Raw genomic sequence first — 23,685 nt, 5'->3', positions numbered from 1 at the left:
GCCCCTACTCGCCGCCGCCATGCGGAGTTAACCTAAGCTCGGAACCACTATCCGGAACCACCCGACCCGACCCTCAAAGCCAGGCCCAGCAAGGATGAAAGCTCTGCGCAAGGCATAGACAGCAAAGCATAATATTTGATGCAGACCAACTAACGACATCCCTGCTTTTGCCTCACTCTTCGTCGTCCGATGCAGGTGGCCTCGATGAAGGCTCCGCATCGAAATGTACGATCCACGCATGCAGCGATTCGCGCGGCTTCTTCAACCTTCCTCGCTGCTGCGGCGCTCGTTCGATAGCCGATTGCCCGCGGTCCGCGGCAGCCGCCGCTTCACCAGGCGTCTGCGCATACCGCTGCCCGGACGGGCCGCTAGCCGCGGCCTCGCCGTCTTCCTTCGCTACATTTTTCTCCATCGCGCTATCCGCCATCGGTGTGCTGGTGCTCGCTCGTCGGCATCGGCCTGTCAAACGACCGCGCCTACGTCCTCGCCGACTTTGGGTCGCGAGAGACTCACCGCGGCGCCGTTCGCATCGAACAGCGTGACCGACGACGACGCCACCTTGATCCCGACGCGGGCGCCGACCGCATGCTGCGCGTCCTTCTTGTCGAGCTTCAGCGTGATCGCGTGCGCCATGCCATCGAGTCGCGCATGCAGCAGCGACACGTCGCCGAGATGCTCAACCAGTTCGACACGCGCGGCGAGACCGTCGTCGAGCGAGCCGATGTCCAGATGCTCGGCGCGCACCCCGAGCGTCAGCTCGCCGCTCAGCGACTGCGCCGACCGGCCGGGCAGCACGATGCGCTGGCTCGCGCCGGCGAGCGCCACGACGGTTTGCGTATCGCTTTGCGACACCAGCGTCGCGGCCAGCATGTTCATCTGCGGCGAACCGATGAAGCCGCCGACGAAGCGGTTCGCCGGCTGCTCATACAGTTCGAGCGGCGCGCCGGTCTGCTCGATGTGGCCTTTGTTGAACACGACGATCTGCTGGCCGAGCGTCATCGCCTCGACCTGATCGTGCGTGACGTAGATCATCGTCGTGCCGAGTTCGCGATGCAGCTTCGCGAGTTCGATACGCATCTGCACGCGCAGCGCCGCATCGAGATTCGACAGCGGTTCGTCGAACAGGAACACGCGCGGCTTGCGCACGATCGCCCGTCCGATCGCGACGCGCTGGCGCTGGCCGCCCGACAGCGCCTTCGGTTTGCGCTCGAGCAGATGGGTGATCTGCAGGATCTCGGCAGCACGGCCCACCGCCTCGCGTACTTCATTTTTCGACTTGCCCGACAGCTTCAGCGAAAAGCCCATGTTTTCCGCGACCGTCATGTGCGGGTAGAGCGCGTAGCTCTGGAACACCATCGAGATACCGCGGTCCGTAGGCTGCAGATCGTTGACGCGTACGCCGTCGATCAGAATGTCGCCGCCCGTTATCGACTCGAGCCCCGCGATCATGCGCAGCATCGTCGACTTGCCGCAGCCCGACGGTCCCACGAAGACCGTGAACTGGCCGTCCGGGATATGCAGATCGATGCCCTGAATCACCTGCGGTCCTTCGCCATACGTCTTCGAGACGTTGCGCAATACGAGTTCGCCCATTTGATGCCTCCTCCTCCTCAGTCCTTGTACTTGCAGACCCCGCGTGACGCTATCCCACTGCCCCACTACTGTCGCGCCACGCGAGGTTCGGTGCGCCCGCCGCCGGGCGTGCGCGTCAGCGCACGGCTGCGACGCCGGCGTGTTGCGCGATCACGTCGCGATACCAGAACGCGCTGTCCTTCAGCGTGCGCTCCTGGCTCGCATAGTCGACGTAGACCATGCCGAAGCGCTTGTCGTAGCCCGACGCCCATTCGAAGTTGTCCATCAGGCTCCATGCGAAATAGCCGGCCACGTCGACGCCCTGTTTCACCGCGTCCGACAACGCGGCCAGATGCAGGTCATAGAAGCGCACGCGCTCGGCGTCATGCACGCGACCGTTAGCCAGCACGTCCTTCGCCGCGCAGCCGTTCTCGGTGATGTAGATCGGCGGCAGCTTGTAGTCGGCGTTGATGCGCGTCAGCAATTCGGTGAGGCCTTGCGGATAGATTTCCCAATCCATGTCCGTGAAGCCGAGCACGCCCGGCGGACGCTTCTCGCCCGATGCGCTCGCGAAGATGCGCGTGTAGTAGTTGACGCCGAGGAAGTCCATCGGCGTGCCGATCACATCGAAATCGCCGCTCTGGATCGCCTCTTGCGGACCGTTCGCGCCATACCATTCCAGCGCCTCGGCCGGATACTCGCCCTTGAACAGCGGGTCCATGTACCAGCGCACGAACTTCGCGTATTCGAGCGACGCGGCGGCGTGGTCTTCAGGCGAATCCGTCGCGCCGTGCGCCGGCGACTGATTCAGGACGATGCCGAGCGGCGCCTTCACGCCATCGGCGCGCAACGCCTGCAACGCGAGACCGTGCGACAACAGCAGATGGTGCGCGACGTGCGCGGCTTTCTTCAGATCGGCATTGCCCGGCGCGAAATAGCCGGTCGCGTTGCCGAGCCATGCGGTGCACCACGGCTCGTTGTGCGTCGCGATCGATGCAACGCGATCGCCGAGCACGCTGCCGATCTTGCGCGCGTAGTCCGCGAAGCGATAAGCGGTGTCACGGCTTTCCCAACCGTTTTGCGTATGTTGCAGCGACAATGGCAGGTCCCAGTGATACAGCGTCGCGAACGGCTGGATATCGCGCTCGAGCAAACCGTCGACGAGACGATCGTAAAACGCGAGACCTTTGTCGTTGAATGCGCCGCGTCCAGTCGGCTGCACGCGCGGCCACGCGATCGAAAAGCGGTAAGCATTGACGCCGAGTTCGGCCAGCAGATCGAGGTCTTCCTCGAGGAGGTGATAGTGATCGCACGCGACATCCCCGTTCTCGCCGTTCACAACCTTGCCCGGCACTTTGCAGAACGCGTCCCAGATCGACGGGCCACGGCCGTCCTCATGCGCTGCGCCTTCGATCTGGTAGGAACTGGTGGCCACGCCCCAGACGAAGTCTTCGTTGAATCGATACGTCGACATAAATGTTGTTGTCCCGAATGGTCATGCCCGCCAGGGCGTGAAGATGAAAGGAAAAATCTCAGGCCTTGACCGCGCCGGTCGTCAGACCGTCGATCAAACGCCGCGAGGTGAACGCAAACAGCACGAGCAACGGCAGCACCGCGACCGCGGAACCCGCCATCACCGCGCCCCAATCCGAATTGGTCGGGCTTTGCAGAATGCGCAGCGCGAGCGGCAGCGTGTACATCGACGGCGAACGCAGCACGACCAGCGCCGACAGAAAGTTGTTCCATGCCTGAATGAAGCTGATCAGCCCGAGCGTGCCCAGCGCCGGTCCCAGCAGCGGCATCACGATGCTCCAGTAGATGCGGAATTCACCGCAGCCATCGATGCGCGCCGCCTCGATCAGCTCGGATGGGATCGCCGATGCGACGTACTGGCGCATCAGGAACACGCCGAGCGCGGCGGCCGCGCCTGGCACATACAGCGCGCGCGGCTGATCGATCCAGCCGAGCAGGTTCATCGTCATGAAGGTCGGAATCATGCTGAGGAACGGCGGCACCAGCATCGCGGTCAGCGCGATCGCGAACAGCGTCTTCTTGAAGCGGAACTCGTACATCGCGAACGCGTAGCCGGCCATCGACGTGACGAGCAGCGTCAGCACGGTTTGCATCGCGGCCGTATAGAAGCTCCAGCCGAGATTGCGCCAGAACGGAATGTGCCGCATCAGCGAGGCCATGTTGTCGAGAAACGCGCTGCCGAACCACAGCGGGGGCGGCATCGAGAAAATCTCGGAGCTGGTGTGCGTCGCGAACACAAACATGAAGTAGAACGGCGAGAACATCAGCAGCCCGCCGGCCACCACGATCGCATAGCCGATATAGCGGCCCTTGTTGTTCGACGATTTCATCGCTGTGTCTCCTCGTTCATGCCGCTGCGCTGAAAGATCCGCGTGTTCAACCACATCAACGCACCAATCGAGATGAACAGCAGCCATGCGATCGAACTCGCGGTGCCGAAATCACCGTCGTGGAATGCGGTGCGATACATATAGACGGCCGTGGTCAGGCCGGACTGGCTGGTACCCATGCCTTCGTTCGGCAGCAAGATGAACGGCTCTTCGAACAGTTGCAGCCCGCCGATGATCGACAGCGTGACCGCGAAGAAAATCATCGGCTTGATCAGCGGAATCGTGATGCGGGTGAACTGTTGCCAGCCGTTCGCGCCGTCGATGCGTGCGGCCTCGTACAGGTCTTTCGGAATGGTTTGCAGCGCCGACAGGTACAGCACCGTGTTCCAGCCGACATAGCGCCAGAAGATCACCACCGACACCGCCGGCTTGACGTTCTTCGGGTTATAAAGCCACTCGATCGGATGCGCGGGTACGATCCAGTGCAGGCCGGGCAGCTTGCCGAGCTCGGCGATCGCGAGATTGATCATGCCGAAGTCGGTCGAATACAGCGACGAGAAGATCAGTGCGATCGCAACGCTCGACGTGATGAACGGCAGGAAGTACAGGCCGACCATCAGGTTGCGCCAGCGGCGAAACGCGGTTTGCAGAAAGAACGCCAGCGGCAGCGCCACCAGATGCTGCGGCACGCCGGACATGATCGCCATCGACGCGGTGTTGTACAGCGACTTCCAGTACCACGGGTCGGTCAGCGTGAACGTGAAGTTCGACAGACCCACCCACTTCATGCTCGCGAGCCCTGCCGTCGCGTCCCAGCTCTGGAACGACAGGTACAGCGAAAACAGCAGCGGGAACGCCATGAACAGCGCGAACAGCAGGAAAAACGGGCCGAGAAACAGGTAGGGTGCGACCTTCACCGGATCGAGCCGCGAAGTTTTGCGCGGCGCGGCGAACGGCGTGGGCGAGCTCAGCACATCGCTCACGCGTGCATCGCGGGCGACCTCTTCGGTCGTGGGCAGCGGAGTGTTCATCAATAGTTCCGTCCAGTCGGGCGTGGGGTGGGTCGATGACCGGCCACGCTGTTTGCAGCAGACTTGCAGCGCACCGCGAGACACTTCGGCCGCGGCACGCAGCGTGCCGCGACCTTGCATCAATACCGCTTAACGGCGGACCCGATGGGCGATCTGGTCCTGCGCTTCCTGCAGCGCGGTATGCACGTCTGCGCCATCGTCGACGACCTTGTCGAGCGCCGAGTGCACCGCTTCCTCGGCGACCTGGTCGAACTTGCTGCGCTGGATCGCCGGGATGTGCGATGCCGCATCACGCCAGATCAGACGCGCCTTCTCGTCGCCGAGGAACGCGACCGGCTCGGCGAAGAACGAATCGGTCTGCGCGGAGAGCAGCGACGGGAATGCGTCGATCGAACGGAACGAGGCGAGCTGCGTTTCCTTGCGGGTCGTCAGGAACTTGATGAATTCCCACGACATCGGCTTTTGCGTCGCTTTCACCGGAATCGACCAGAACGTGCCACCGAACGATGCGTACGCGTTATTCGGCAGATTGGCCGCGCGCCACAGGCCCTTCGTGTCCGGTGCGATCCACGACGACAGGTGGCCGCCGAGCCATGCGCCCATCATTTGCGTCGCGACGGTGCCGCGCTTGAAGCTCTCGGCCCATTCGTTCGACCACGGCGTGATCTTCGCGTCGAGACCGAGCTCGCGCGCTTTCTTCGCGAGTTCGAACGCCTTCACGAAACGCGGCGACGTGACGATCGGATTGCCGGCCTTGTCGAAGTACACGCCGTCGCCTTCCTTCAGGTCGGCGCGAATGTAGATGTCCTCGATATCACGCGACGATGCCATCAGGTACGCACCCGTCGCCTTCTTGATCTTCACGCCGGCTGCGAGATACGAGTCCCACGACTTCGTCAGATCGGCTTCGGTCACGCCCGCCTTGTCGAGAATGTCCTTGCGATAGAACAGCGTGCCCGGACCGATATCGGCCGGCATGCCGACGATCGAGCCGTCCTGCGTGGTCGCCTGCGCGAACGTGTAGTTGATGAACTGGCTCTTGTACTGGCCCGCGCTATACGGCGCCTTCGACAGATCTTCGAGACCGCCGCCCGCCGCAAAGCGGCCGATGAAGCCGACCTCGACCGCCATCACGTCGGGCAGATTCGAGCTCGTCGCGAGAGCGGTGGTCATCGCGTTGTGGTGATCGGCGATCTGGAGCGACGACACCTTGACGTCGACGTCCGGATGCAGCTTCTTCCACTCCGGCAGCGCGTCCTTGATTTCCTGATCCAGCTTCGGAAAGACCGCGACGTTCAACGTGGTGTTGGCGTGCGCGCCGACTGCGGCCAGGCTGAGCAGAACGGCGGCGGCAGAGCCTGAAAAGCGGAATTTCATTACTCGTCTCCTAAAAAAACCTGTTTGAACTGCATTTGATGAATACCCGGTTGCTGCGACCTACTTCCCCTGTTGTCTTTGTTGCTGCTTTGCTTGGTGCTGCTTTGCTTGGTGCTGCTTTGCTTGGTGCCGAATGTGCTGCTGAATCTCTGCTTGACTGGATACCTGAAAGCGCTTTCACGCCGAGGCGAAAAAAAGCCGCTACACATGCGTATCCCCCTGCTCTACCGGCGGGGTGATTCGCCGCGTGGTTTCACGCGTCACGAGCGTGAGCGGGATCGGGCTGAGCGCGATCGACTGCTTGCGGATCATTTGCACGATGCCCTGCGCGGCGAGTCGGCCGATTTCATAAGTCGGCTGGCGAACCGTCGTCAAAGGCGGCGTCATGTACGACGAAGTCGGCAGGTCGTCGAAGCCGACCAGCGACACGTCGTCCGGCACCCGCACGCCGCGGCGGAACATCGCGAGGCGCGCGCCGTACGCGGTCTGATCGTTTGCGCAGAACACCGCGCTGAACGATGGATGGCGCGCCATTAGGCGCTCCATCGCGGCGACGCCACCCGTTTCGAGGTAATCGCCCTGCTCGACGAGGTCGGCATCGAAGCCGATGCCCGCTTCCTCGAGTGCGGTCCGGTAGCCGACAAGGCGCTCGATCGCATCCTCGTGACTGGCCGGACCGGCGATGAACGCGATCTCGCGATGGCCTTGCTCGATCAGATGATGGGTCGCGTCGCGCGCGCCCTGCATGTTGTCGATCGGCAGGCCCGCGAGCGTTGCGCTGTTGTGCACCGAGCGGCCCAATACGAGCATCGGTGCGTGCCGCGAGTAGTCGGTCAACGTCGACTCATCGAGTTGCGCGTGCAGCAGGATGATTCCGTCGACGCGCCGCGCGATGAACTGTTCGAGGCGCGCCTTTTCGTCGGCGATGTTCCAGCGGCTGCTCACGAAGATCGGCGTAAAGCCCGGCTCGGAAAGCGACTCTTCGATACCGCGCAGCCACTCGGCGTAAAACGGGCTCGATACGGCCTGTGTCAACACGCCGATCGTTTCGGTCCGGCCGCTCGCGAGACCGCGCGCGAGCACGTTCGGCCGATAGTTGAAACGCGCGATTGCCTCCTCCACCGCCTGCTGCTTGGCGGGAAGCACGCGCGCAGAACCGTTCAGGATCCGCGATACGGTGCTCGGAGAAACGCCGGCCGCGCGCGCGATGGCCTCGAGCGTCACGTTGGGCGCAACGGGTACGTTGGGTACCTTGGGCGCGCCGGGGTTGTCGTTTGAGCCGTCGTCGGTCATGAGTTCTGCCTGAATCCTGTGAGGAAAGCGCTTTCAGATATGAAGAAACGCAGTCCGTCCGATGATGAAATCGAAAAAGCAGCCGATGCGACGAGGGTGGAGGAGGCGTCGCACCGGCCTCTCTATGAAAGAGAAAGAAACAGTCCTTGAAACAAAGAGATCACTACGATTGCTGATCAGGCAACCTCAACTCAGAACGAATGCATGATCCCGGCGAAGACACCAGTCTGGCTTTGACCATAGTTCGGGTTGCTGTTCGACGACGTGCCCGTCACCGGATTGAAGTTGTTGTTGCCATACGGCCCGTTGCCGAGGTTCAGGTTCGACGTCGAGCTGTTGTGCACATAGCCCGCTTCCGTGTACAGGAACGTGCGCTTCGACAGCGCGTACGTGCCGGCGAGCGTGAACAGCGTCGCGTTGCCGTTGCCGTTGTTCGCGTTCGCGTGGTAGACCGCGGCCGTCAACAGCGTGGGCGCCGTGACCTGCCATGCGGCCCCGAACCACTCGTGGTTCACACTGGTCGGCGCGCTGACGCCGAGCGGCTGCGACGCATTGGTCACGCCGACGCTCGCGTTGGTTGCGTCAGGCGCGCTCAGGTGCTGGTAGCCAGCGTACAGCTTGACCGGACCGAGCACGTACGTACCGCCCGCGAGAACGTAGCGCGAAGCGGAGTACACGTTATTGAACGTGCCGTTGGCGCCGCGCACTTCGTCGTAGATCACCCGGAAGTCGCCCGAGCCCCACGTGTAGATACCCTCAACCGCATTCGTACGACCCTGGCCGGTCGGCACGCCCGCCGCGTTGACCGGCGCCGAGTTCCAGCTCGTGTTGTTGGTCAGCGAATACTGGCCCTTCAGCACGAGGCCGCCGAACAGCACCGGCGAGTTGTACTCCGCGCCGTTGCTGGTGCTCGTCCAGTTACGGCCGCGCACCAGGGTCGAGATCGCGTAGCGCTGCATCACCTGCGGGTCGGTGCCCCAGCTGTCTTGCGCCAGTTCGCCGGCGCCGAGGTTACCGATCTTGAACAGACCCCAGCTGTCGTTGGTAAAGCCCACCGTTGCGTGGCGGCCGAACAGGTTGCCCGCCGATGCACCAGTCATCGTATTGAGCTGACCCTCCAACTGGAAGATCGTCTTCGTGCCGCCGCCGATGTCTTCGGAACCGATGAGGCCAAACCACGAGCAACCCCAATCGCCGCTTTGGGCTGACCACTGGTGGCCGCCCGGAAGGCCGGTTTCAAACTGGATGCCGTTGTCGATACGGCCGTACAGGGTGACGCTGCTCTGCGCATGAGCCACCGTCGTCGCGGCTGCCATCACAGCCACAGCAATAAGCTTCTTCTTCATTTAGATATCCTATATATATTTTGGCGTCTCCAAGCCGCACAGGACGCACGCGTTCTCACACGTTTCCCCTCTTGCCGAAATGTTCGCTTCGTATTCGCATCACATTTCGAGGCGATTATAGGGATGACCTTGCGTCGCGCATCGAACTAACGGCTCAGGGAAAACGCTGTTATCGATAACAGTTGCGCGCCGCCCGATCCCGCAGTAGCACCCTGCTTTGTGACCATTACGTGATGGTCACAAGCGTCGGAACTCCGTTTGAATTCACGAATCGAGACGATGCGCAAACCCGTCTCGCGCGTCGCTCAGCGCTCGCTTAACAAGGAAAGCGCACTCGAATGCAAGAAAAATCTCGCGCTTGTTGTTGCGAAGATGCAACGACCCGCCTCGCGTGCATTGACGGTTTGCGCTTGACGAACCGGCGTCGGAGCAGTCAGCAGCGGCGGACATTACCGACTATCATCAATGCATACGATGCCGGGCAACGAGCCGGGCTCAGCCGCATAGCAGGCTGAGTGCGGGATTGTCAGCGCATCCGTCTGGCTCTCGCGCTCCGTCACGAACGCTCCAACCAGCTCCCATCCCTCGGCTCTCGCTGTTCCCCGCCACGCCGCGCCTGCGGCGTCCCGCTCGAACGCGCTGCCCTTGCGAACTTTTCTGCGGGCGACGGCTTGACCGCCCAACGCCCCCAACTGGCCAAACCTCGACGCGCAATCGCGATAACAGCGACGCAAGCAGTGAAAGAGGGTTTTGTCCAATGCACTTCCGAGGCCTCGCATTGAGTCGGATCGGAAGATTTGCCGGCGGATTTTGCCGGCACACCTTGGTGCTAATAAGGAGGTATCGTGAAAACAACCCTTGTTTCTACGCTCGCGTTGCTGGTTTCAGGCGCAATCGCGCCGGTTGCCTATGCCCAGGATTCGCAAGCCACCGACCAACAACTCGCTCATAGCGTGCGGGTTGCGGAGGCGCACAGCGGCGTCGGGATGTCACATGTGTTTGTCTTTGCCCACTCCGGGCAAATCATGCTGCTCGGATTTGTGCCCGAACGGGAGCATGTCGCGCGTGCCGAACGGGCTGCGATGTCGGTGCCCGGTGTCACCTCGGTGGACAACCGGCTCACGCCCGACGGTGGCTCGTTGAACGGGCATTGAGATCGAACTGAATCGCGGTGCGCGGACGACGATTGAAGCAGACGCCGCGCGTTAAAGGGATTCGGTTTTCCTGTTCCGCCAGTTGGATTGGATGACTGGCGCCCTGTTTCGCACGGTCAGCCGCGCGGCCGGTTTGTGCACCCCTACCTGAAAGCGCTTTCATCCCGCGCCGGGTCAAACCCGGTCGACTCGACGCTCATCCACCATTCGTCATCTCGTTGATCTGTCGGGTAAATCCCTCATAGCGGGGACGCGGCACGCTGCTTAACATCCTCACTGTTACCGATAACGTTACAAGCAGTTAGAAAAACAGCCGAACCGGCATTTCCTCACAGGAGACCAGGAGTGCGTCCTCTAAGGACCTCGATGCGCATGCTCTGCGCAGCCGCCACCATTTGTACGCTCACATGGACCGCAAGCTGCGCGCTCGACAAGGCGGCCGTCGCTCATGACGGCCCGCCGCTCGCCGCGGCGCCCGCCGAAACGCTGCCGCCTCTGCGCAGTGTGATGGCCGCGCACTTCAAGGTCGGCGCGGCGATCGAACCTGATTCGATCGACAGCCCCGCCGACGCGACGCTGATCGCCGCTCAGTTCTCGAGCCTGACCGCCGAGAACAAGATGAAGCCGGGCACGATCGGCGTCGCGGAAGGCAAGTACAACTTCGAGCCGGCCGACAGGATCGTCGCGTTCGCTCGGGCGCACGGCATTGCAGTGCGCGGCCATACGCTCGTGTGGCACTTCAAGGCCGGCGGCTGGACCGAGGCGCCGGACTGGTTCTTCGCCGGCGATCCGAAAGATCCGCACTATCGCGACATCGTCGCGAAGCGGCTCGATCGATATATAACCGACGTCGTCACACACTTCCGAGGCAAGGTTTATGCGTGGGACGTGGTCAACGAAGTGATCAGCGATGATCCGCATCAGGTCTATCGCGAAGACAGTCCGTGGTATCGCGCTCTCGGCAAGGACTACATCGCGACCGCGTTCCGCGCGGCGCGCGCGGCGGACCCGGACGTGAAGCTCTATATCAACGAGTACAACACCGACGATCCGCTCAAGCGCGCAAAGCTGGTCGCCGTGATCCGCGACTTGCGAGCGCAGGGGGTGCCGATCGACGGTGTCGGGCATCAGATGCACATCAGCGTGAACTGGCCGCCACTACCGAATATCAAGCAGGCATTCGACGACGTCGCCGCGCTAGGCCTCGAAAACCAGGTAACCGAGCTCGACGTAAGCCTCTATGCCGATCCGGGAGAATGCTGGAGCAATCCGCATGCGTGTCTGCCAGACGTCGGCCATCCGGTTCCGAACGACATCATGCGTGCGCAGGCCGAGCGTTATCGCGCGGTGTTCGCCCTATTCGAGCAGGAGCCAAGCATCAAGGCGGTGACGTTCTGGGGCTACTCGGACAAGCACACGTGGCTGACGTCGGCGCCGGTGCCGCGCAACAACCTGCCGCTGCCGTTCGATGCGAACCTGAAGCCGAAAGCGGCGCTGTGGACGATCGTCGATTCGTCGTATCAGCCGTAACGTCGCTGCTCGCGCGGAAAAGCGGATGGCGATCCACACCTCAAGGCTCGTCCGAGCCGGCCTCCTCGAGCGCGTTCAGGTCTGCCGCGAAATCGTCGGGTGGACCGCCCGCCGTTTCGTGCGTGCGCGGCGGTGACTTGGCCACCGGCGGCGGCATTTTGCCGATGCCTTCGTCGATCCGCTGCAGCAGATACGGGAAGAACGGATTCGACGCGATTCGGAACATCGAATCGAGCGTCAGAATCAGCGTGCCGCGTTCACCGCGCGGCGCGAGCGTGCCGAGGTTCTCGTTGAAGTTCTCCGAATCGTCCGGCGCGATGCCGTACAGTGCGTCGGTGATCGGGAAAGGAATCGCGACGTGCGACAACGAGAAAATATCCTGTGGATAATCGATGTCCAGCGGCTTCACGCGTTTTTGCACTTCTCCCGCATAAACGCTGCGCTCGACGGTATGCGCCGAATCCGGCGACACGTTGGCGATCACTGTCGTGCGATAGTTCTGCGGACCGATGCGCAGCAGTCGCGAGAGCGCCGTGTACGACGCGTTGCGTAGGAAGGTCCTGAAACGCACGCTGCGGTTCACGTCGAACAGCACGACTTCGCTGCCGTTCTCAGGCAGCTTGTCGTAGAGCAACGACATCACCGCGGGCGTGCTGACCGTGAAATCCGTCACCGACTGGAACGTCAGAATAGGCGGCAACGAATCGAGCCGGTTCTCGCGCTCGAGGCGCGCAATCTGTTCCTGAATCACGCTCGTGAGGAGATAGGACTGCCGCGCGCCATTTACAGGAAACGAGTTGTACTTGAACGGGTTGAACTCCGGCACGATGCCGAGCCACGCGGCGCGCGCGAAGGCCGGCAGCACCGCGGGCAATCCGGCGAGACCGGCAAAGCGCGCGTAGCGCGTAACGCCGATCATTGGCGAGATCAGCACGACGCGCGTCGGACGCGCGAGCGCGGGATTCTCGATCGCGTCGAGCGCATATTGCAGCGCGAGCGCGCCGCCGTTTGAAAACCCGACCAGCTCGATCGGCTTGTCCGGCCCCACGCGACGTCGCGCTTCGCGTACCGCGAGCCGCGTGGCCGCGGTCCAGTCCTTCCAGTGCACGTCGGTGAGCCCCGCCGGCACTGTGCCATGTCCCGGCAAGCGGATGCCGATCGCGACAAAACCGCGATCGCGATATCGACGCGCGATATGCCGCATGCTGTACGGCGCATCCGTCATGCCGTGCAGCAGCACGACCGCACCTACGGGTGGGCCCGACGGTTCGAGAATGTACGAGCGATTCCAGTTTTCGGCGAAATGCCACGGAAAGATCGGCGAGCCTTCGTAATAACGGTTCGCCGGAATGCGCTCGGACGGCCGGATCTTATCGACGACATTGACGCGCACGTCTTCGAAAATCCGGTTTTCCGCCTTGATGTACGCGTTCCAGTCGGCGGTGTCCATTTCTTCGACGGTCATTTCGCGCGGCACATAGGTGTGCCATACCGACAGCTCTGGCCCGCGCTGCGAATACCACGCGCGTAGTCCCAATGCGAGCACCGCCAGCAGCACTAGAACCCATGCACTTATCTTTATTACCTTCAGCGACGTGCGCAGCATTCGTGTTCTCTTGATGAGATGAAGGTTGCACCGCGCGCAGGCTGCTCTCTGCGCGGCGTGCGCATGCCGTCATCGCGACGGCTTCCGGTGTGGATATCCTAAGGGCTTTTAATCAGCGGTTCAAACTTTGTCGTCCGAGCGCGCGGCGCGGCATCGACGAAGACTGTGTATGACCGGATGATTGGCACGGCATGCCGGAGAGGCAAGATATGCCCGGCGCGAATGATTGCAAGAAGAGTCCTTCAGCGACGCTTCCGAGCTCGCTTCGCCCGACGCCTATGTGCTGCCCATCAAGGCCACATCATCGGGCCGTGCGCGTCAATAACGAAAAACCGGGACGCAATCCGTGTCGCGCCCCGGCTTGCCTGCTCGGTGGCAATGACTAACGGCCGCGGATATTGCCGGCCACGCCGCCCGCCGCGCCGCCGATGATCGCGCCGGTCCACGCGTCGCCGCCAGAGATCGCCGCGATGCCCGCACCGGCGCCCGCGCCGAGTGCCGCGCCGCCTAGCGTTCCCTGCGTCCGCGGGCTCATGTCCGTGCAACCGATCATCGCAGCTAGCGCGCCAATACTGACGATCCACCCAAGTCGTTTCATGATCGTTCTCCTTATTGATTTTTCTTCAGGCCGGGCACGACCATCTGGAACCATAGGGTCTCGATCACCGGGTGCTGGATCATCGTGGGATTGGCCGCGTAGTAGCTGTCGAGGCCTTGACGCACGCTGTCGAGTGTCTGGCCTTGCATGCCCTTGCCGAAGCGCTGCGCGATGTCATTGCTGTTCGCCGTGTTGCCGGCATAGGCGCGCTCGATGTCGATCACATTCGAGATACCGATCAGATACGCTTTCTTCTGCTCGTCGGTCGACTGCATCCATTGCTGGCCCGTGACGATTGGAATGTTTTCCGCACGCGCGACGTTGCCCATCATTGCCAGCGACAGAAAAGTCACGGATAACAGCGTTCGCCATTGTGGTTTGCTTACCATCACATACTCCAGGGAAGTTATGTTCTCCAGCGGCCGGCCGGCGACCGCATCCGGCGGTGTCGATCGCGTTATTTGGAAGAGTGGTCCGAGGGTCTCGTCGATTCTCCTTTTCAGGTTCATCGGTCGGCGTGGTTCGCCGGTTCAGGTTCTATTAGCGTTGAGTCGTATCAGCGAATAGACACCTTGATGGCAGAAAATCTCGTGACGGATTGGAGTGATTTGCACGCATGCTGTGGGCGCGCAACGATCGGAATTGCGTGGGCATCGCCGCGTAACACACGCTATAGAGTCTACAGCCTTTTCTGCAATTTCCAAGCTCATTTCCACTCGAGGCACGCCGCGTGAAATTTGTGTCAATTTCATTCGACGAGCGAAAGCAGTGCGATGCAATGCGCGTCAACATTCATCGGTTATCCTGCGCTCGATTGGGCGCTGGGGATATTGCTAGCGATTTTTATCGATGGCTATTCAGTGTTCTATCCACGCAATCCGAACACGGTTTCTTCTTCCTTTCGTGAATGTTTGTCTTCCTGATTGGATCGCATTAATTGAAAACGATGTGAATCTGTCGATTTACGTTCGAGACGCTTGTTCTGGCATTACATGCGATTTTCTATTGATGCGTTCGCCGGACGGGCTCCGGTCGATCACACCTTGCCTGCGGCGGTTGGCTGCGCAGCAGCGAAGGGGCTGGCGGTGCGCGGTTGACCGTTAGTTGCGTGATGGCTAGCGTGAAGGGGACAGCGTTTCAAATGATTCTGCGCTCACGATTAACAGTCTTTAGCTTGTATTTACGAAATACAGGGTATAGACTGTATCCGCAATTTACAGGTTTTGACCTGTTACGCCGCCGCCGAACCGGAGATCCATCGTGGACTACGCGATCAAGACACTGAGCCAGCTCAGACCGATCCTGCAGGGCTTCAGGAAGGCCGCCGGGCTCACTCAAACCGCGATGGCCGCCCATCTCGGCGTCACCCAACAGACCTACGCGCAACTCGAAGCGAATCCCTCGGCCGTCAGCGTCGAACGGCTCTTCCGGGTGTTACGGGTTTTGCAGGTCGATCTGAAGCTCACGCCGAGCGGATCGACGCAAAGCGTGGCCGTGGAAGACGCGCCGCCGGCCGCAGCAAAAGGCACCGCCATACGCGCCACGCGCGCGCAAGCTGCGGCGCAGCGCGCGGCGACGACATCGCCCGGCGAGGCCAGCGACCGCGCCGCAGCCCAGGCATCGGGCACCAACGCCAAAGCGGCCAAATCCGCCAGCACCGCCCAAAAGCCCAAAGCGGTCAAGCCCGCCAAGGCAACCAAAGCGGCCAGCACGAGCAAGAAACGGGAGGACTGGTAAGCATGGCGCGCAGCACACCGAACCGTCTGAACCTATGGATGAACGGCCTGCGGGTCGGCGCCTGGGAAACGGCACGCAGCGCCGAACGTCTGACCTATGCCGACGAATGGATTGACGATCCGCAAGGACGCCCGCTATCGCTGTCGCTGCCGTTCACACCAGGCAATCAGCCGTATCGCGGCCAGATCGTCGCCGACTATTTCGACAATCTGCTGCCCGACAGTGAACCGATCCGGCGCCGCATCGCCGCGCGCTACCGGACCGGCAGCACCGCGCCGTTTGCGTTGCTCACCACACTCGGACGCGACTGCGTCGGCGCTCTGCAACTGCTGCCGCCGGACGAAGAGCCGAGCGACCTGACGAGCATCCACGGCCGCGAACTCAGCGACAGCGACATCGCGGCGCTGCTGCGCGGCACGACGACGGCGGCGCCGCTCGGGCAGCACGATCCGCTCGAAGACCTGCGTCTGTCGATCGCCGGTGCGCAGGAAAAAACCGCGCTGCTCCGTCATCACAACCGCTGGCTGCTGCCCGAAGGCAGCACGCCGACCACGCACATCTTCAAGCTGCCGCTCGGGCTCGTCGGCAACATGCGCGCCGATATGCGCACGTCGGTGGAAAACGAATGGCTGTGCTCGCGGATCGTCGCGGCTTACGGCCTCCCGGTCGCGCGTTGCGAAATCGCGCGATTCGACGAACAGAAGGTATTGATCGTCGAGCGCTTCGATCGCCGTTTGTCGAGCGACGCCACGTGGATCGTGCGTTTGCCGCAAGAGGACATGTGCCAGGCCACTGGTACGTCGGCGCTGCACAAGTACGAGTCCGACGGCGGACCGGGCATCGAGGCGATCATGGAGATACTCGCGGGCTCCGCCCGCGCGACGACGGACCGCCGCAACTTCTTCGCGACGCAGTTGGTTTTCTGGCTGCTCGCCGCGACCGATGGCCACGCGAAGAACTTCAGCATCGCGCATCTGCCCGGCAATCGCTACGAAGCCACGCCGCTCTACGACGTGCTGTCCGCGCATCCGATCATCGGCAGCGGTGCGGGACGTCTCGCGGCGCAAAAAGTGAAACTGGCGATGGCGGTTCGCGGCAAGAACGTCCACTACCTGCTCAATCAGATCCAGCGCCGGCATTGGGTCGCAGAAGGACAGCTCGTGGGCTTTTCCGCCACCGATGTCGATGCGCTGATCGATCAGTTGAGCGCGCAAACGGAGACGGTGATCGATACCGTCTCGTCGCGACTGCCCCCCGAATTTCCGCTGGACGTGGCCGATGCCGTCTTTGACGGCATGCGCCGGTTCAACCGAAAGCTTGCGCAGTAAAGCTCCGCCATCGCCTAACCAGCGCGGCGCCACGGCAACTCACGCACGCCGCGCCGCCGCTGCATCGGTCTTCGCCGATGCACGCCACTGCACACTCAGCAGATGCTCGCGCATGCATTGCGCGGCCGCGTCCGCATCGCGCGCTTTCAGCGCATTGACGATCACCTGATGCTGTTGTGCGAAAAACTGCCGCGTCTCCTGCGCGGACGTTTTCTCGCGAACCTCCGGCTTCACCCGCATGCCGTTGATCACCTCCATCAAAGCGATCAACGCGGGATTACGCGTGGCATGTCCGATCAGCAAATGAAAGCGATGATCCCATTGCTGCCACTCTTCGTCGTTTTTCGCGGCGGCATTTTTGCGTGCGCATTTCTCCAGTTCCTGCAGATCGTCGCCACTCGCTTTCGTAGCGGCCAGCGCGGCCAGCGCCGGCTCGAACAACAGCCGCATTTCCGCGATATCCGCGGGACTTGTACCGGCGCGCAAGCCGCGCAGCGTCGGCGCAAACTTCAGCGGCCGCGCGCCCAGATAGGTGCCGCGGCCGACGCCGCGCCAAACGCGCCCCGACGCCTCGAGTGAAGCGAGCGCCGCGCGCAACTCGCGGCGGCTCACGTCCAGTTCTTCGGCGAGCTTTCGTTCGGGCGGCAGCGCGTCACCGTCCTTCAACTGATGGTCGGCGATGTAGTCGAGCAGCACAGCCAGTACCGGTTTTTCCATGTCATTCCGTGAACCAATTTGTATTGGTCTCAACGATACCAGAATCGCAGCGACTTGACACGGCTGCAACCGATGATTTTTGATTCGCTATACTAGCTCGCAATTCGCGGGTTAACACCGGGTGCAACCCGGCTTCGTTAGACTTACGCTTTCATTTTCTCCAGTGGAACCATTAAAAATTGGTTCGACCGTTCGGAGCCGTCGTCGCCAAGGAGTCGCGCATGTCGTTTACAACCCGTCCAGAACTGATCGGCACCTTCGGCATGGTGGCCTCGACGCACTGGCTCGCGAGCGCATCGGCGATGGCGGTCCTCGAAAAAGGCGGCAATGCGTTCGACGCCGCCGCTGCCGCCGGCTTCGTCCTGCAGATCGTCGAGCCGCATCTGAACGGTCCGGGTGGCGAACTGCCGGTGGTGTTCTACAGTGCGCGCGAAGAACGCGTGCGCGTGCTGTGCGGACAGGGCGTGACGCCCGCGCGTATGACCATCGAGCGGATGCGCAAGATGGGGCTCGACGTGGTGCCGGGCACGGGCCTGCTGCCCGCGGTCGTGCCGGGCGCGTTCGGCGCGTGGATGGCGCTGCTGCGCGACTATGGCCAGTTGCCGCTCGAAGACGTGCTGAGCTATGCGATCGGCTACGCGGAAAGCGGCTATCCGGTTCTGCCGCGCATGGCATCGTCGATTCTCGCGATTCAGGAGTTCTTTCGCACCGAATGGACGACCTCCGCCGAGCAATGGCTGCGCAACGGCGAGGCGCCGATGCCGAACCAGTTGTTCGCGAATCCCGCGATCGCCGAAACCTACAAGCGCATCCTGCGCGAGGCGAACACACGCAGCGATCGCGCCGAGCAGTGCGAACGCGCGCGCGATGCCTTCTATCGCGGCTTCGTCGCCGACGCGATCGACCAGTACTTCCGTTCGACCGCCGTGCTCGACACCTCGGGCCTGCGCAACAGCGGCCTGCTCGATGCGGGCGATCTCGCGCGCTGGGAGCCGACCTACGAAGACCCGGTGTCGTACGACTACGCCGGCATGCGCGTGCACAAAACCGGCCCGTGGGGCCAGGGCCCGATGTTCCTGCAGCAGCTCGCGCTGCTGAAGGGCTTCGATCTCAGCGCGCTGGACCCCCTCGGACCCGATTTCGTGCACACGGTGATCGAGTGCTCGAAGCTCGCATTCGCCGATCGCGAAGTGTTCTACGGCGACCCAGCGTTTTCCCATGTGCCGATAGACGTGCTGCTCAGCGACCCATACAACGACGAGCGGCGTCGCCTCATCGATCCGCGCCGCGCGTCGTTCGAATTCCGTCCCGGGCTGCTCGGCGACAGCGAGCAACGCGCCGCGCGCATCGTCGCGAACGCCGGTCGCGAGCAGGCCGGCGGCTTCGGTCAGGGTGAGCCGACCTTCGCTCCACTACCCGAATTGCGCGGCGACACCGTGCATCTCGACGTGGTCGACCGCTGGGGCAACATGGTGTCGGCTACGCCGTCGGGCGGCTGGCTGCAGGCATCGCCGGTGGTGCCGGGTCTCGGCTTCAACGTGACTACTCGCGCGCAGATGTTCTGGATGGAAGAAGGCCTGCTTTCATCACTCGGCCCGGGCCGCCGCCCGCGCACCACGCTGTCGCCGACCCTCGTCACGCGCGACGGCAAGCCGTACGCCGCCTTCGGCACGCCGGGTGGCGACCAGCAGGATCAGTGGTCGCTGCAACTGTTCCTCAAGCACGTGCATGGCGGGATGAACTTCCAGGCCGCCGCCGACGCGCCGTCGTTCCAGACCGCGCACTTCCCCGGCTCGTTCTATCCGCGCGCGATGCAGCTCGGCAAGATGTCCGCCGAGTCGCGCTTTCCGGACAGCACGCTCGCCGAACTGCGCGCGCGCGGCCACGATCTCACCGTCACGGAGCCGTGGGCGCTCGGCCGGGTCTGCGCGGTCGCGATCCGCAACGGTTTGATGCGAGGCGCGGCCACGCCGCGTCAGATGCAGGCTTACGCGATCGGCCGATAAGCGGCCCGAAGCAGCCATCAGCACAGAACGCGCGGCCTCGTCGCGCGATTTCCTCGGGAGAAGTTGCCGTGTCCGCCGTCGCTGCCCGTCTTGAAAGACTTCCGATATCGAGCTTTCACCGCAGACTGCTGCTGATCGGCGGGCTCGGGTACATGTTCGACGGACTAGATTCGTCGTCGCTCGCGTTTCTGCTGCCGGTCGTCAGCAAGCTGTGGCAATTGACCAGCGCGCAGACCGGCCTGGTCGCGAGCAGCACCTATATCGGCTATTTTTTCGGCGCGTTCCTCTCGGGTGTGCTCGCCGACGTGATCGGCCGACGCCGCATCATGATGAGCGCGCTCGCCATCTATTGCGTCGCGTCGCTCGCGAGCGCAACCGCGCAGGACTGGCACACGTTCTTCGCATTGCGCGTCGTCGCGGGTTTCGGTTCGGGCGCGGAGACCGTCGTGATCGCGCCGTTTCTCGCCGAGTTCGTGCCGCGCCGCTATCGCGGCATTTTCTGCGGCGCGCTAGTCGGCTTCATGTCGTTCGGCTATCTGACCTCGTCGATTCTCGGCTTCGCGGTGGTGCGCAACTTCGCCGACGGCTGGCGCTATCTGGCGGTGCTCACGTCGCTGCCGGTCGTGATGCTGCTGTGGTGGCGCCGCACGCTGCCCGAATCGCCGCGCTGGCTCGAAAGCCAGGGCCGTGCGGCCGAGGCGAACGGCATCGTCGGCCGCATCGAGGCGGCGTTCGTCGAGCGCGGCATTGCGCTTGCTCCCGTGAGCGTGGCCAACGCGCTTCACGCGGTGCCCACGCCGGCCTCGACGCCGAAGCGCGGCAACGCGTGGCGCAACGTGCTCGCGCTGTGGTCGCCGCGACTCGCGCGCACGACCACGGTCAGCTGGCTGATGTGGTTCTCGGTTGCGTTCGCGTACTACTCGTTCTTCTCGTGGATCCCGAGCCTGCTGGTCAAGGAAGGACTGACGATGACGAAGAGCTTCGGCTATTCGATCGCGATCTATGGCGCGCAGATTCCCGGCTACTTCTCGGCCGCGTGGCTCAACGAGAAAATCGGGCGCAAGGCGGTGGTCGCTTCCTACATGCTGCTCGGCGGGATCGCTGCGATCACGCTAGCGTTTTCTCACACCGGCATACAGATCATGACCGCGGGCATCGCGCTGTCGTTCTTCATGAACGGCGCATTCGCCGGCGTCTATGCTTATACGCCGGAAGTGTTTCCGACCGCGGTGCGCACCACGGGCACGGGTTCGTCGTCATCGTTCGGCCGCATCGGCTCGGTCAGCGCGCCGATTCTCGTCGGCCTCGTTTATCCGCTGTTCGGCTTTCTCGGTGTGTTCGCGATGACCACGACGGTGCTGGTGATCGGCGCATGCGTGGTGTTCTTCCTCGGCATCGAAACCCGCAACCGCTCGCTCGAAGATATCGAAGCGAGCGAGCTCGAACCGGCTCGCGACGCGCGAGGCCAGTTGAACTCCACCCGCATGCACGGCTGAATCGCACTGCGACTCTTCCCATTTCCCGATCCAAACGCGATGCAAACGATGCAAGGCAACCTGACCGAATCCGCACCGCACGATACACAGATGCTGGATATCGCGGACCTCGAACGCCTCGCGCTGGCGATGCGCGTGAAAGGCCAACCACTTGAGCTGTTCCGCGTGGTTCACGCGGTGGCGGCAAAGGCGATAGGCCTGAGCCTGATTACGATCATGTCCTACGATGCGCAGCGACACGAGGTCGAACGGGTCTACACGAACATGCCGGACGTCTATCCACTGGGCGGCCGCAAAAGGAAGCAAGGCACCGCGTGGGCGCGGCAGATACTCCAGGAGCTGAAGCCATTTCGCGCCGCCACGTCGCAAGGCATTCGCGAGGCCTTCGACGATCACGCAGTGATGACAGGGATGGGTCTCGGCTCGATCCTGAACATCCCTATCGCCTATGACGGCGTGTGCATCGGTACGATGAACCTGACGCACGAGGAAGGCTGGTACACCAGCCGCCATGAAAGCATGGGCCTGCTGATCGGCGCCTTCCTTGCCCCCGCTCTCATCAAACAGAGTACGCAATCCCCCGCTTGCGTCGCGCGTTCATGAAAACACCATCCGATCTGCAACACTATCAAGCCGTGCCCCATCCGGCCGTCTCGCAAGGCCGCTGGGTGCTGGTCTTCGTGCTCGGCTACCTCGCGCTGATCGCCGATGGCGCCGACGTGATGATGTATGGCCTGACCCTGTCGCGAATCAAGGACGACTTCGGGCTGACCAACGTCGAAGCGGGCGCGCTCGGTAGTCTGACCTTGCTCGGCATGGCGATCGGCGGTATTGCCGGCGGTTGGGCGAGCGATCGTCTGGGCCGCGTGCGCGTCGTCGCGTGGGCGCTCGCGCTGTTCTCACTCGGCGCGGGGATGCTCGGGTTCACGCACAGCTTCATCGAATTCGCGGCGGTGCGCTTCATCAGTTCGCTCGGCATTGGCTGCATGGTGCTGGTCACCACGCTGGTGGCCGAATACGTGCCGACCGAGCGGCGCTCGCTGGTGCTCGGCATGCTGCAAACCGGCATTTCGGCCGGATATATCGTCGTGATCGCGCTCATCAGCTGGATCCTGCCGCAGTACGGCTGGCGCACGCTGTACTACGTGTCGGCCGTGCCGGTGCTGCTCGCGTTCGCGATCAAGTTCGCGGTTCCCGAACCGGCCGCATGGCTCGCGAGCCGGGCCGCCGACCGCGCGAACGAGACGCGACTCGTCGACAATCGCTACGCGCAGATTTTCCGCGACCGCCAGGCACGCACGATGTTCATCCTGTGGACCTTCGCGTCGATCTTCGTGCTGTCCGGCTTTTACGGTCTGAACAACTGGCTGCCGACGTACCTCGAGAAAGAACTGCACATCAAGTTCAGTTCGCTGACCGGCTATATGATCGGCACGTACGTGGTCGCCTTCATCGGTAAGATCTTCGCGGGCTGGCTCGGTGATCGCTGGAGCCGGCGTGGCGTGTACGTGCTCGGCTGCATCGGCGCGGCGCTCTTTCTGCCGGTGATCATTTTCTGGCACACGCGCGACAACATTTCCACGCTGATGCTTTTCTTCGGCTTTCTGTACGGCGTGCCGCTCGGCACGATCGGCACGTTCATGTCCGAGAGTTTCGCGACGTCGGTGCGGGGCACCGCGGTGGGCGGCTCGTATAACCTCGGGCGCTTCTGTTCGGGGGCGGCGCCGATCGTCATTGGTTTTATCGCGACGCAGTTCTCGATCGGACTCGGCTTTCTCGTGGTCGGCGCGGTGTTCTTTTTGAGCGGCGTGACTGCATTGTTCGTTCCTGACCGGCTATACGATACGCAACAGTGAATCTATAGCGACCATGACGAGATGATGTCGTGTCAAAGAAATGCCCAGGACCCGGCGCTAAATCCTGGTCGCCGGATTACCTGGGCACCAGGATGAAGCATTACTCGTTTCCGGCGACGATGTTGGAGATGGTCCAGTTATTCGTCGTTACGAGCACATAATCGCCATTGACGCCTAGCCATTTATGCCCGCGCGGCGGCGCATTGAGGCCGTGTCCGCGCCAGTCGTCCATCATGAAATTGTAATGACGGTATTCGGCCGGCACACGTTGGCCTTTATGCCAGTCACGATGCGGAATCGACGGCATTACCTGCTGACGGCCCGTACCGGCCATCTGGCCGCCCTCGTCCTGCGGCTGCGGTCCAGCCGCAATCGCGAACGCCGACACCCCGGCAAACGACAAGGCGACGAGTTGCGCAACAAAGCGATTATTCATGTTCGAACCTCCGTGCAGTGGAAGAAACCTCCGGGCATTCACGTGATTGACGTGAAAAGTAATCGTCCAGCTACTCGCAGATTCATTAACTCGAACTTCATTGCAGCGATCGCTGGTCTATCGAACGTAATCCTTGCAAATCGCGAGATGCCAAATTCGATATTTCAGGCCTGCCTCTAAGTCGTTAAAAAGTATAGTAAAAGGAAGTTCGACTTCAAGCCGGACCGCCTGGCGGCGGC

The 23,685-nt window shown here is 62.4% G+C and carries 21 protein-coding genes; 8 read left to right on the top strand and 13 right to left on the bottom strand.

The features are described from left to right. Positions 1 to 172: 172 nt before the first annotated feature. From AB3X96_RS26815 to AB3X96_RS26780, 8 genes are all read right to left on the bottom strand, one after another. Entirely contained in the window at positions 173 to 412 is a 240-nt protein-coding gene (locus tag AB3X96_RS26815; RefSeq protein WP_368592099.1) for a hypothetical protein, read from the bottom strand. 50 nt (positions 413 to 462) lie between these two features. After that, positions 463 to 1,593 carry an ABC transporter ATP-binding protein gene (locus AB3X96_RS26810; RefSeq protein WP_368592098.1) on the bottom strand — a complete coding sequence of 377 codons (1,131 nt, stop codon included), beginning with the start codon at positions 1,591 to 1,593 and terminating at the stop codon, positions 463 to 465. Between the two features lie 115 nt (positions 1,594 to 1,708). Beyond that, positions 1,709 to 3,046 carry a GH1 family beta-glucosidase gene (locus AB3X96_RS26805; RefSeq protein WP_368592097.1) on the bottom strand — a complete coding sequence of 446 codons (1,338 nt, stop codon included), beginning with the start codon at positions 3,044 to 3,046 and terminating at the stop codon, positions 1,709 to 1,711. Between the two features lie 58 nt (positions 3,047 to 3,104). Next, positions 3,105 to 3,935 (bottom strand): carbohydrate ABC transporter permease, encoded by an 831-nt coding sequence (locus tag AB3X96_RS26800; protein ID WP_018433683.1) that lies wholly within the window; start codon positions 3,933 to 3,935, stop codon positions 3,105 to 3,107. Next, on the bottom strand, positions 3,932 to 4,966 hold the full coding sequence (locus AB3X96_RS26795; RefSeq protein WP_368592096.1) for a carbohydrate ABC transporter permease: 1,035 nt from the start codon (positions 4,964 to 4,966) through the stop codon (positions 3,932 to 3,934). Before AB3X96_RS26795 ends, AB3X96_RS26800 begins: the two co-directional genes overlap by 4 nt. A 129-nt stretch (positions 4,967 to 5,095) precedes the next feature. Next, positions 5,096 to 6,343 (bottom strand): ABC transporter substrate-binding protein, encoded by a 1,248-nt coding sequence (locus AB3X96_RS26790; protein WP_176121537.1) that lies wholly within the window; start codon positions 6,341 to 6,343, stop codon positions 5,096 to 5,098. A gap of 201 nt (positions 6,344 to 6,544) precedes the next feature. Next, positions 6,545 to 7,636, bottom strand: coding sequence for a LacI family DNA-binding transcriptional regulator (locus AB3X96_RS26785; RefSeq protein ID WP_368592095.1), 1,092 nt, complete (start codon positions 7,634 to 7,636; stop codon positions 6,545 to 6,547). Between the two features lie 191 nt (positions 7,637 to 7,827). Then, positions 7,828 to 8,982 (bottom strand): porin, encoded by a 1,155-nt coding sequence (locus tag AB3X96_RS26780; protein WP_176111578.1) that lies wholly within the window; start codon positions 8,980 to 8,982, stop codon positions 7,828 to 7,830. A gap of 845 nt (positions 8,983 to 9,827) precedes the next feature. On the opposite strand from AB3X96_RS26780, the gene AB3X96_RS26775 reads away from it, so the two are divergent. Together AB3X96_RS26775 and AB3X96_RS26770 are read left to right on the top strand one after the other, a co-directional pair. Further along, complete coding sequence (locus tag AB3X96_RS26775) at positions 9,828 to 10,136, top strand: BON domain-containing protein (RefSeq protein ID WP_368592094.1); 309 nt, start codon at positions 9,828 to 9,830, stop codon at positions 10,134 to 10,136. A gap of 366 nt (positions 10,137 to 10,502) precedes the next feature. Next, positions 10,503 to 11,666 carry an endo-1,4-beta-xylanase gene (locus AB3X96_RS26770; RefSeq protein ID WP_368592093.1) on the top strand — a complete coding sequence of 388 codons (1,164 nt, stop codon included), beginning with the start codon at positions 10,503 to 10,505 and terminating at the stop codon, positions 11,664 to 11,666. Positions 11,667 to 11,706: 40 nt separating this feature from the next. Here AB3X96_RS26770 and AB3X96_RS26765 read toward each other — a convergent pair whose 3' ends face one another. From AB3X96_RS26765 to AB3X96_RS26755, 3 genes are all read right to left on the bottom strand, one after another. After that, positions 11,707 to 13,272: an alpha/beta hydrolase gene (locus tag AB3X96_RS26765; RefSeq protein ID WP_368592092.1), complete on the bottom strand. Its 1,566-nt coding sequence runs from the start codon at positions 13,270 to 13,272 to the stop codon at positions 11,707 to 11,709. A 382-nt stretch (positions 13,273 to 13,654) separates the two neighbouring features. Beyond that, the gene (locus AB3X96_RS26760; protein WP_368592091.1) at positions 13,655 to 13,870 is read right to left on the bottom strand and encodes a hypothetical protein; all 216 of its coding nucleotides are present in this window, start codon (positions 13,868 to 13,870) and stop codon (positions 13,655 to 13,657) included. A gap of 11 nt (positions 13,871 to 13,881) precedes the next feature. After that, on the bottom strand, positions 13,882 to 14,259 hold the full coding sequence (locus AB3X96_RS26755) for a hypothetical protein (protein WP_368592090.1): 378 nt from the start codon (positions 14,257 to 14,259) through the stop codon (positions 13,882 to 13,884). Between the two features lie 871 nt (positions 14,260 to 15,130). Between AB3X96_RS26755 and AB3X96_RS26750 the strand changes: the two genes are divergently transcribed. Next, complete coding sequence (locus AB3X96_RS26750) at positions 15,131 to 15,607, top strand: helix-turn-helix transcriptional regulator (protein ID WP_368592089.1); 477 nt, start codon at positions 15,131 to 15,133, stop codon at positions 15,605 to 15,607. Positions 15,608 to 15,609: 2 nt separating this feature from the next. Continuing rightward, complete coding sequence (locus AB3X96_RS26745) at positions 15,610 to 16,935, top strand: type II toxin-antitoxin system HipA family toxin (RefSeq protein WP_368592088.1); 1,326 nt, start codon at positions 15,610 to 15,612, stop codon at positions 16,933 to 16,935. Positions 16,936 to 16,974: 39 nt separating this feature from the next. Here the strand turns inward: AB3X96_RS26745 and AB3X96_RS26740 are convergent, their stop codons facing one another. Then, entirely contained in the window at positions 16,975 to 17,652 is a 678-nt protein-coding gene (locus AB3X96_RS26740) for a FadR/GntR family transcriptional regulator (RefSeq protein ID WP_368592087.1), read from the bottom strand. 221 nt (positions 17,653 to 17,873) lie between these two features. Between AB3X96_RS26740 and AB3X96_RS26735 the strand changes: the two genes are divergently transcribed. From AB3X96_RS26735 to AB3X96_RS26720, 4 genes are all read left to right on the top strand, one after another. After that, complete coding sequence (locus AB3X96_RS26735) at positions 17,874 to 19,658, top strand: gamma-glutamyltransferase family protein (RefSeq protein WP_368592086.1); 1,785 nt, start codon at positions 17,874 to 17,876, stop codon at positions 19,656 to 19,658. Between the two features lie 68 nt (positions 19,659 to 19,726). Continuing rightward, entirely contained in the window at positions 19,727 to 21,154 is a 1,428-nt protein-coding gene (locus AB3X96_RS26730; protein ID WP_368592085.1) for an MFS transporter, read from the top strand. Between the two features lie 39 nt (positions 21,155 to 21,193). Continuing rightward, a complete protein-coding gene (locus AB3X96_RS26725; RefSeq protein ID WP_368592084.1) occupies positions 21,194 to 21,757 on the top strand; it encodes a GAF domain-containing protein in 564 nt (187 codons plus the stop codon). After that, a complete protein-coding gene (locus AB3X96_RS26720) occupies positions 21,754 to 23,010 on the top strand; it encodes an MFS transporter (RefSeq protein WP_368592083.1) in 1,257 nt (418 codons plus the stop codon). Before AB3X96_RS26725 ends, AB3X96_RS26720 begins: the two co-directional genes overlap by 4 nt. Positions 23,011 to 23,110: 100 nt before the next feature. Here the strand turns inward: AB3X96_RS26720 and AB3X96_RS26715 are convergent, their stop codons facing one another. Then, positions 23,111 to 23,446 (bottom strand): RcnB family protein, encoded by a 336-nt coding sequence (locus AB3X96_RS26715; protein WP_368592082.1) that lies wholly within the window; start codon positions 23,444 to 23,446, stop codon positions 23,111 to 23,113. Positions 23,447 to 23,685 lie beyond the last annotated feature (239 nt).

Source organism: Paraburkholderia sp. BR13439 (genome assembly GCF_040948805.1).
Classification (GTDB): domain Bacteria; phylum Pseudomonadota; class Gammaproteobacteria; order Burkholderiales; family Burkholderiaceae; genus Paraburkholderia; species Paraburkholderia youngii.
The sequence above is the reverse complement of the archived record's forward strand: the minus strand, read 5'-3'. Positions and strand labels throughout refer to the sequence as shown.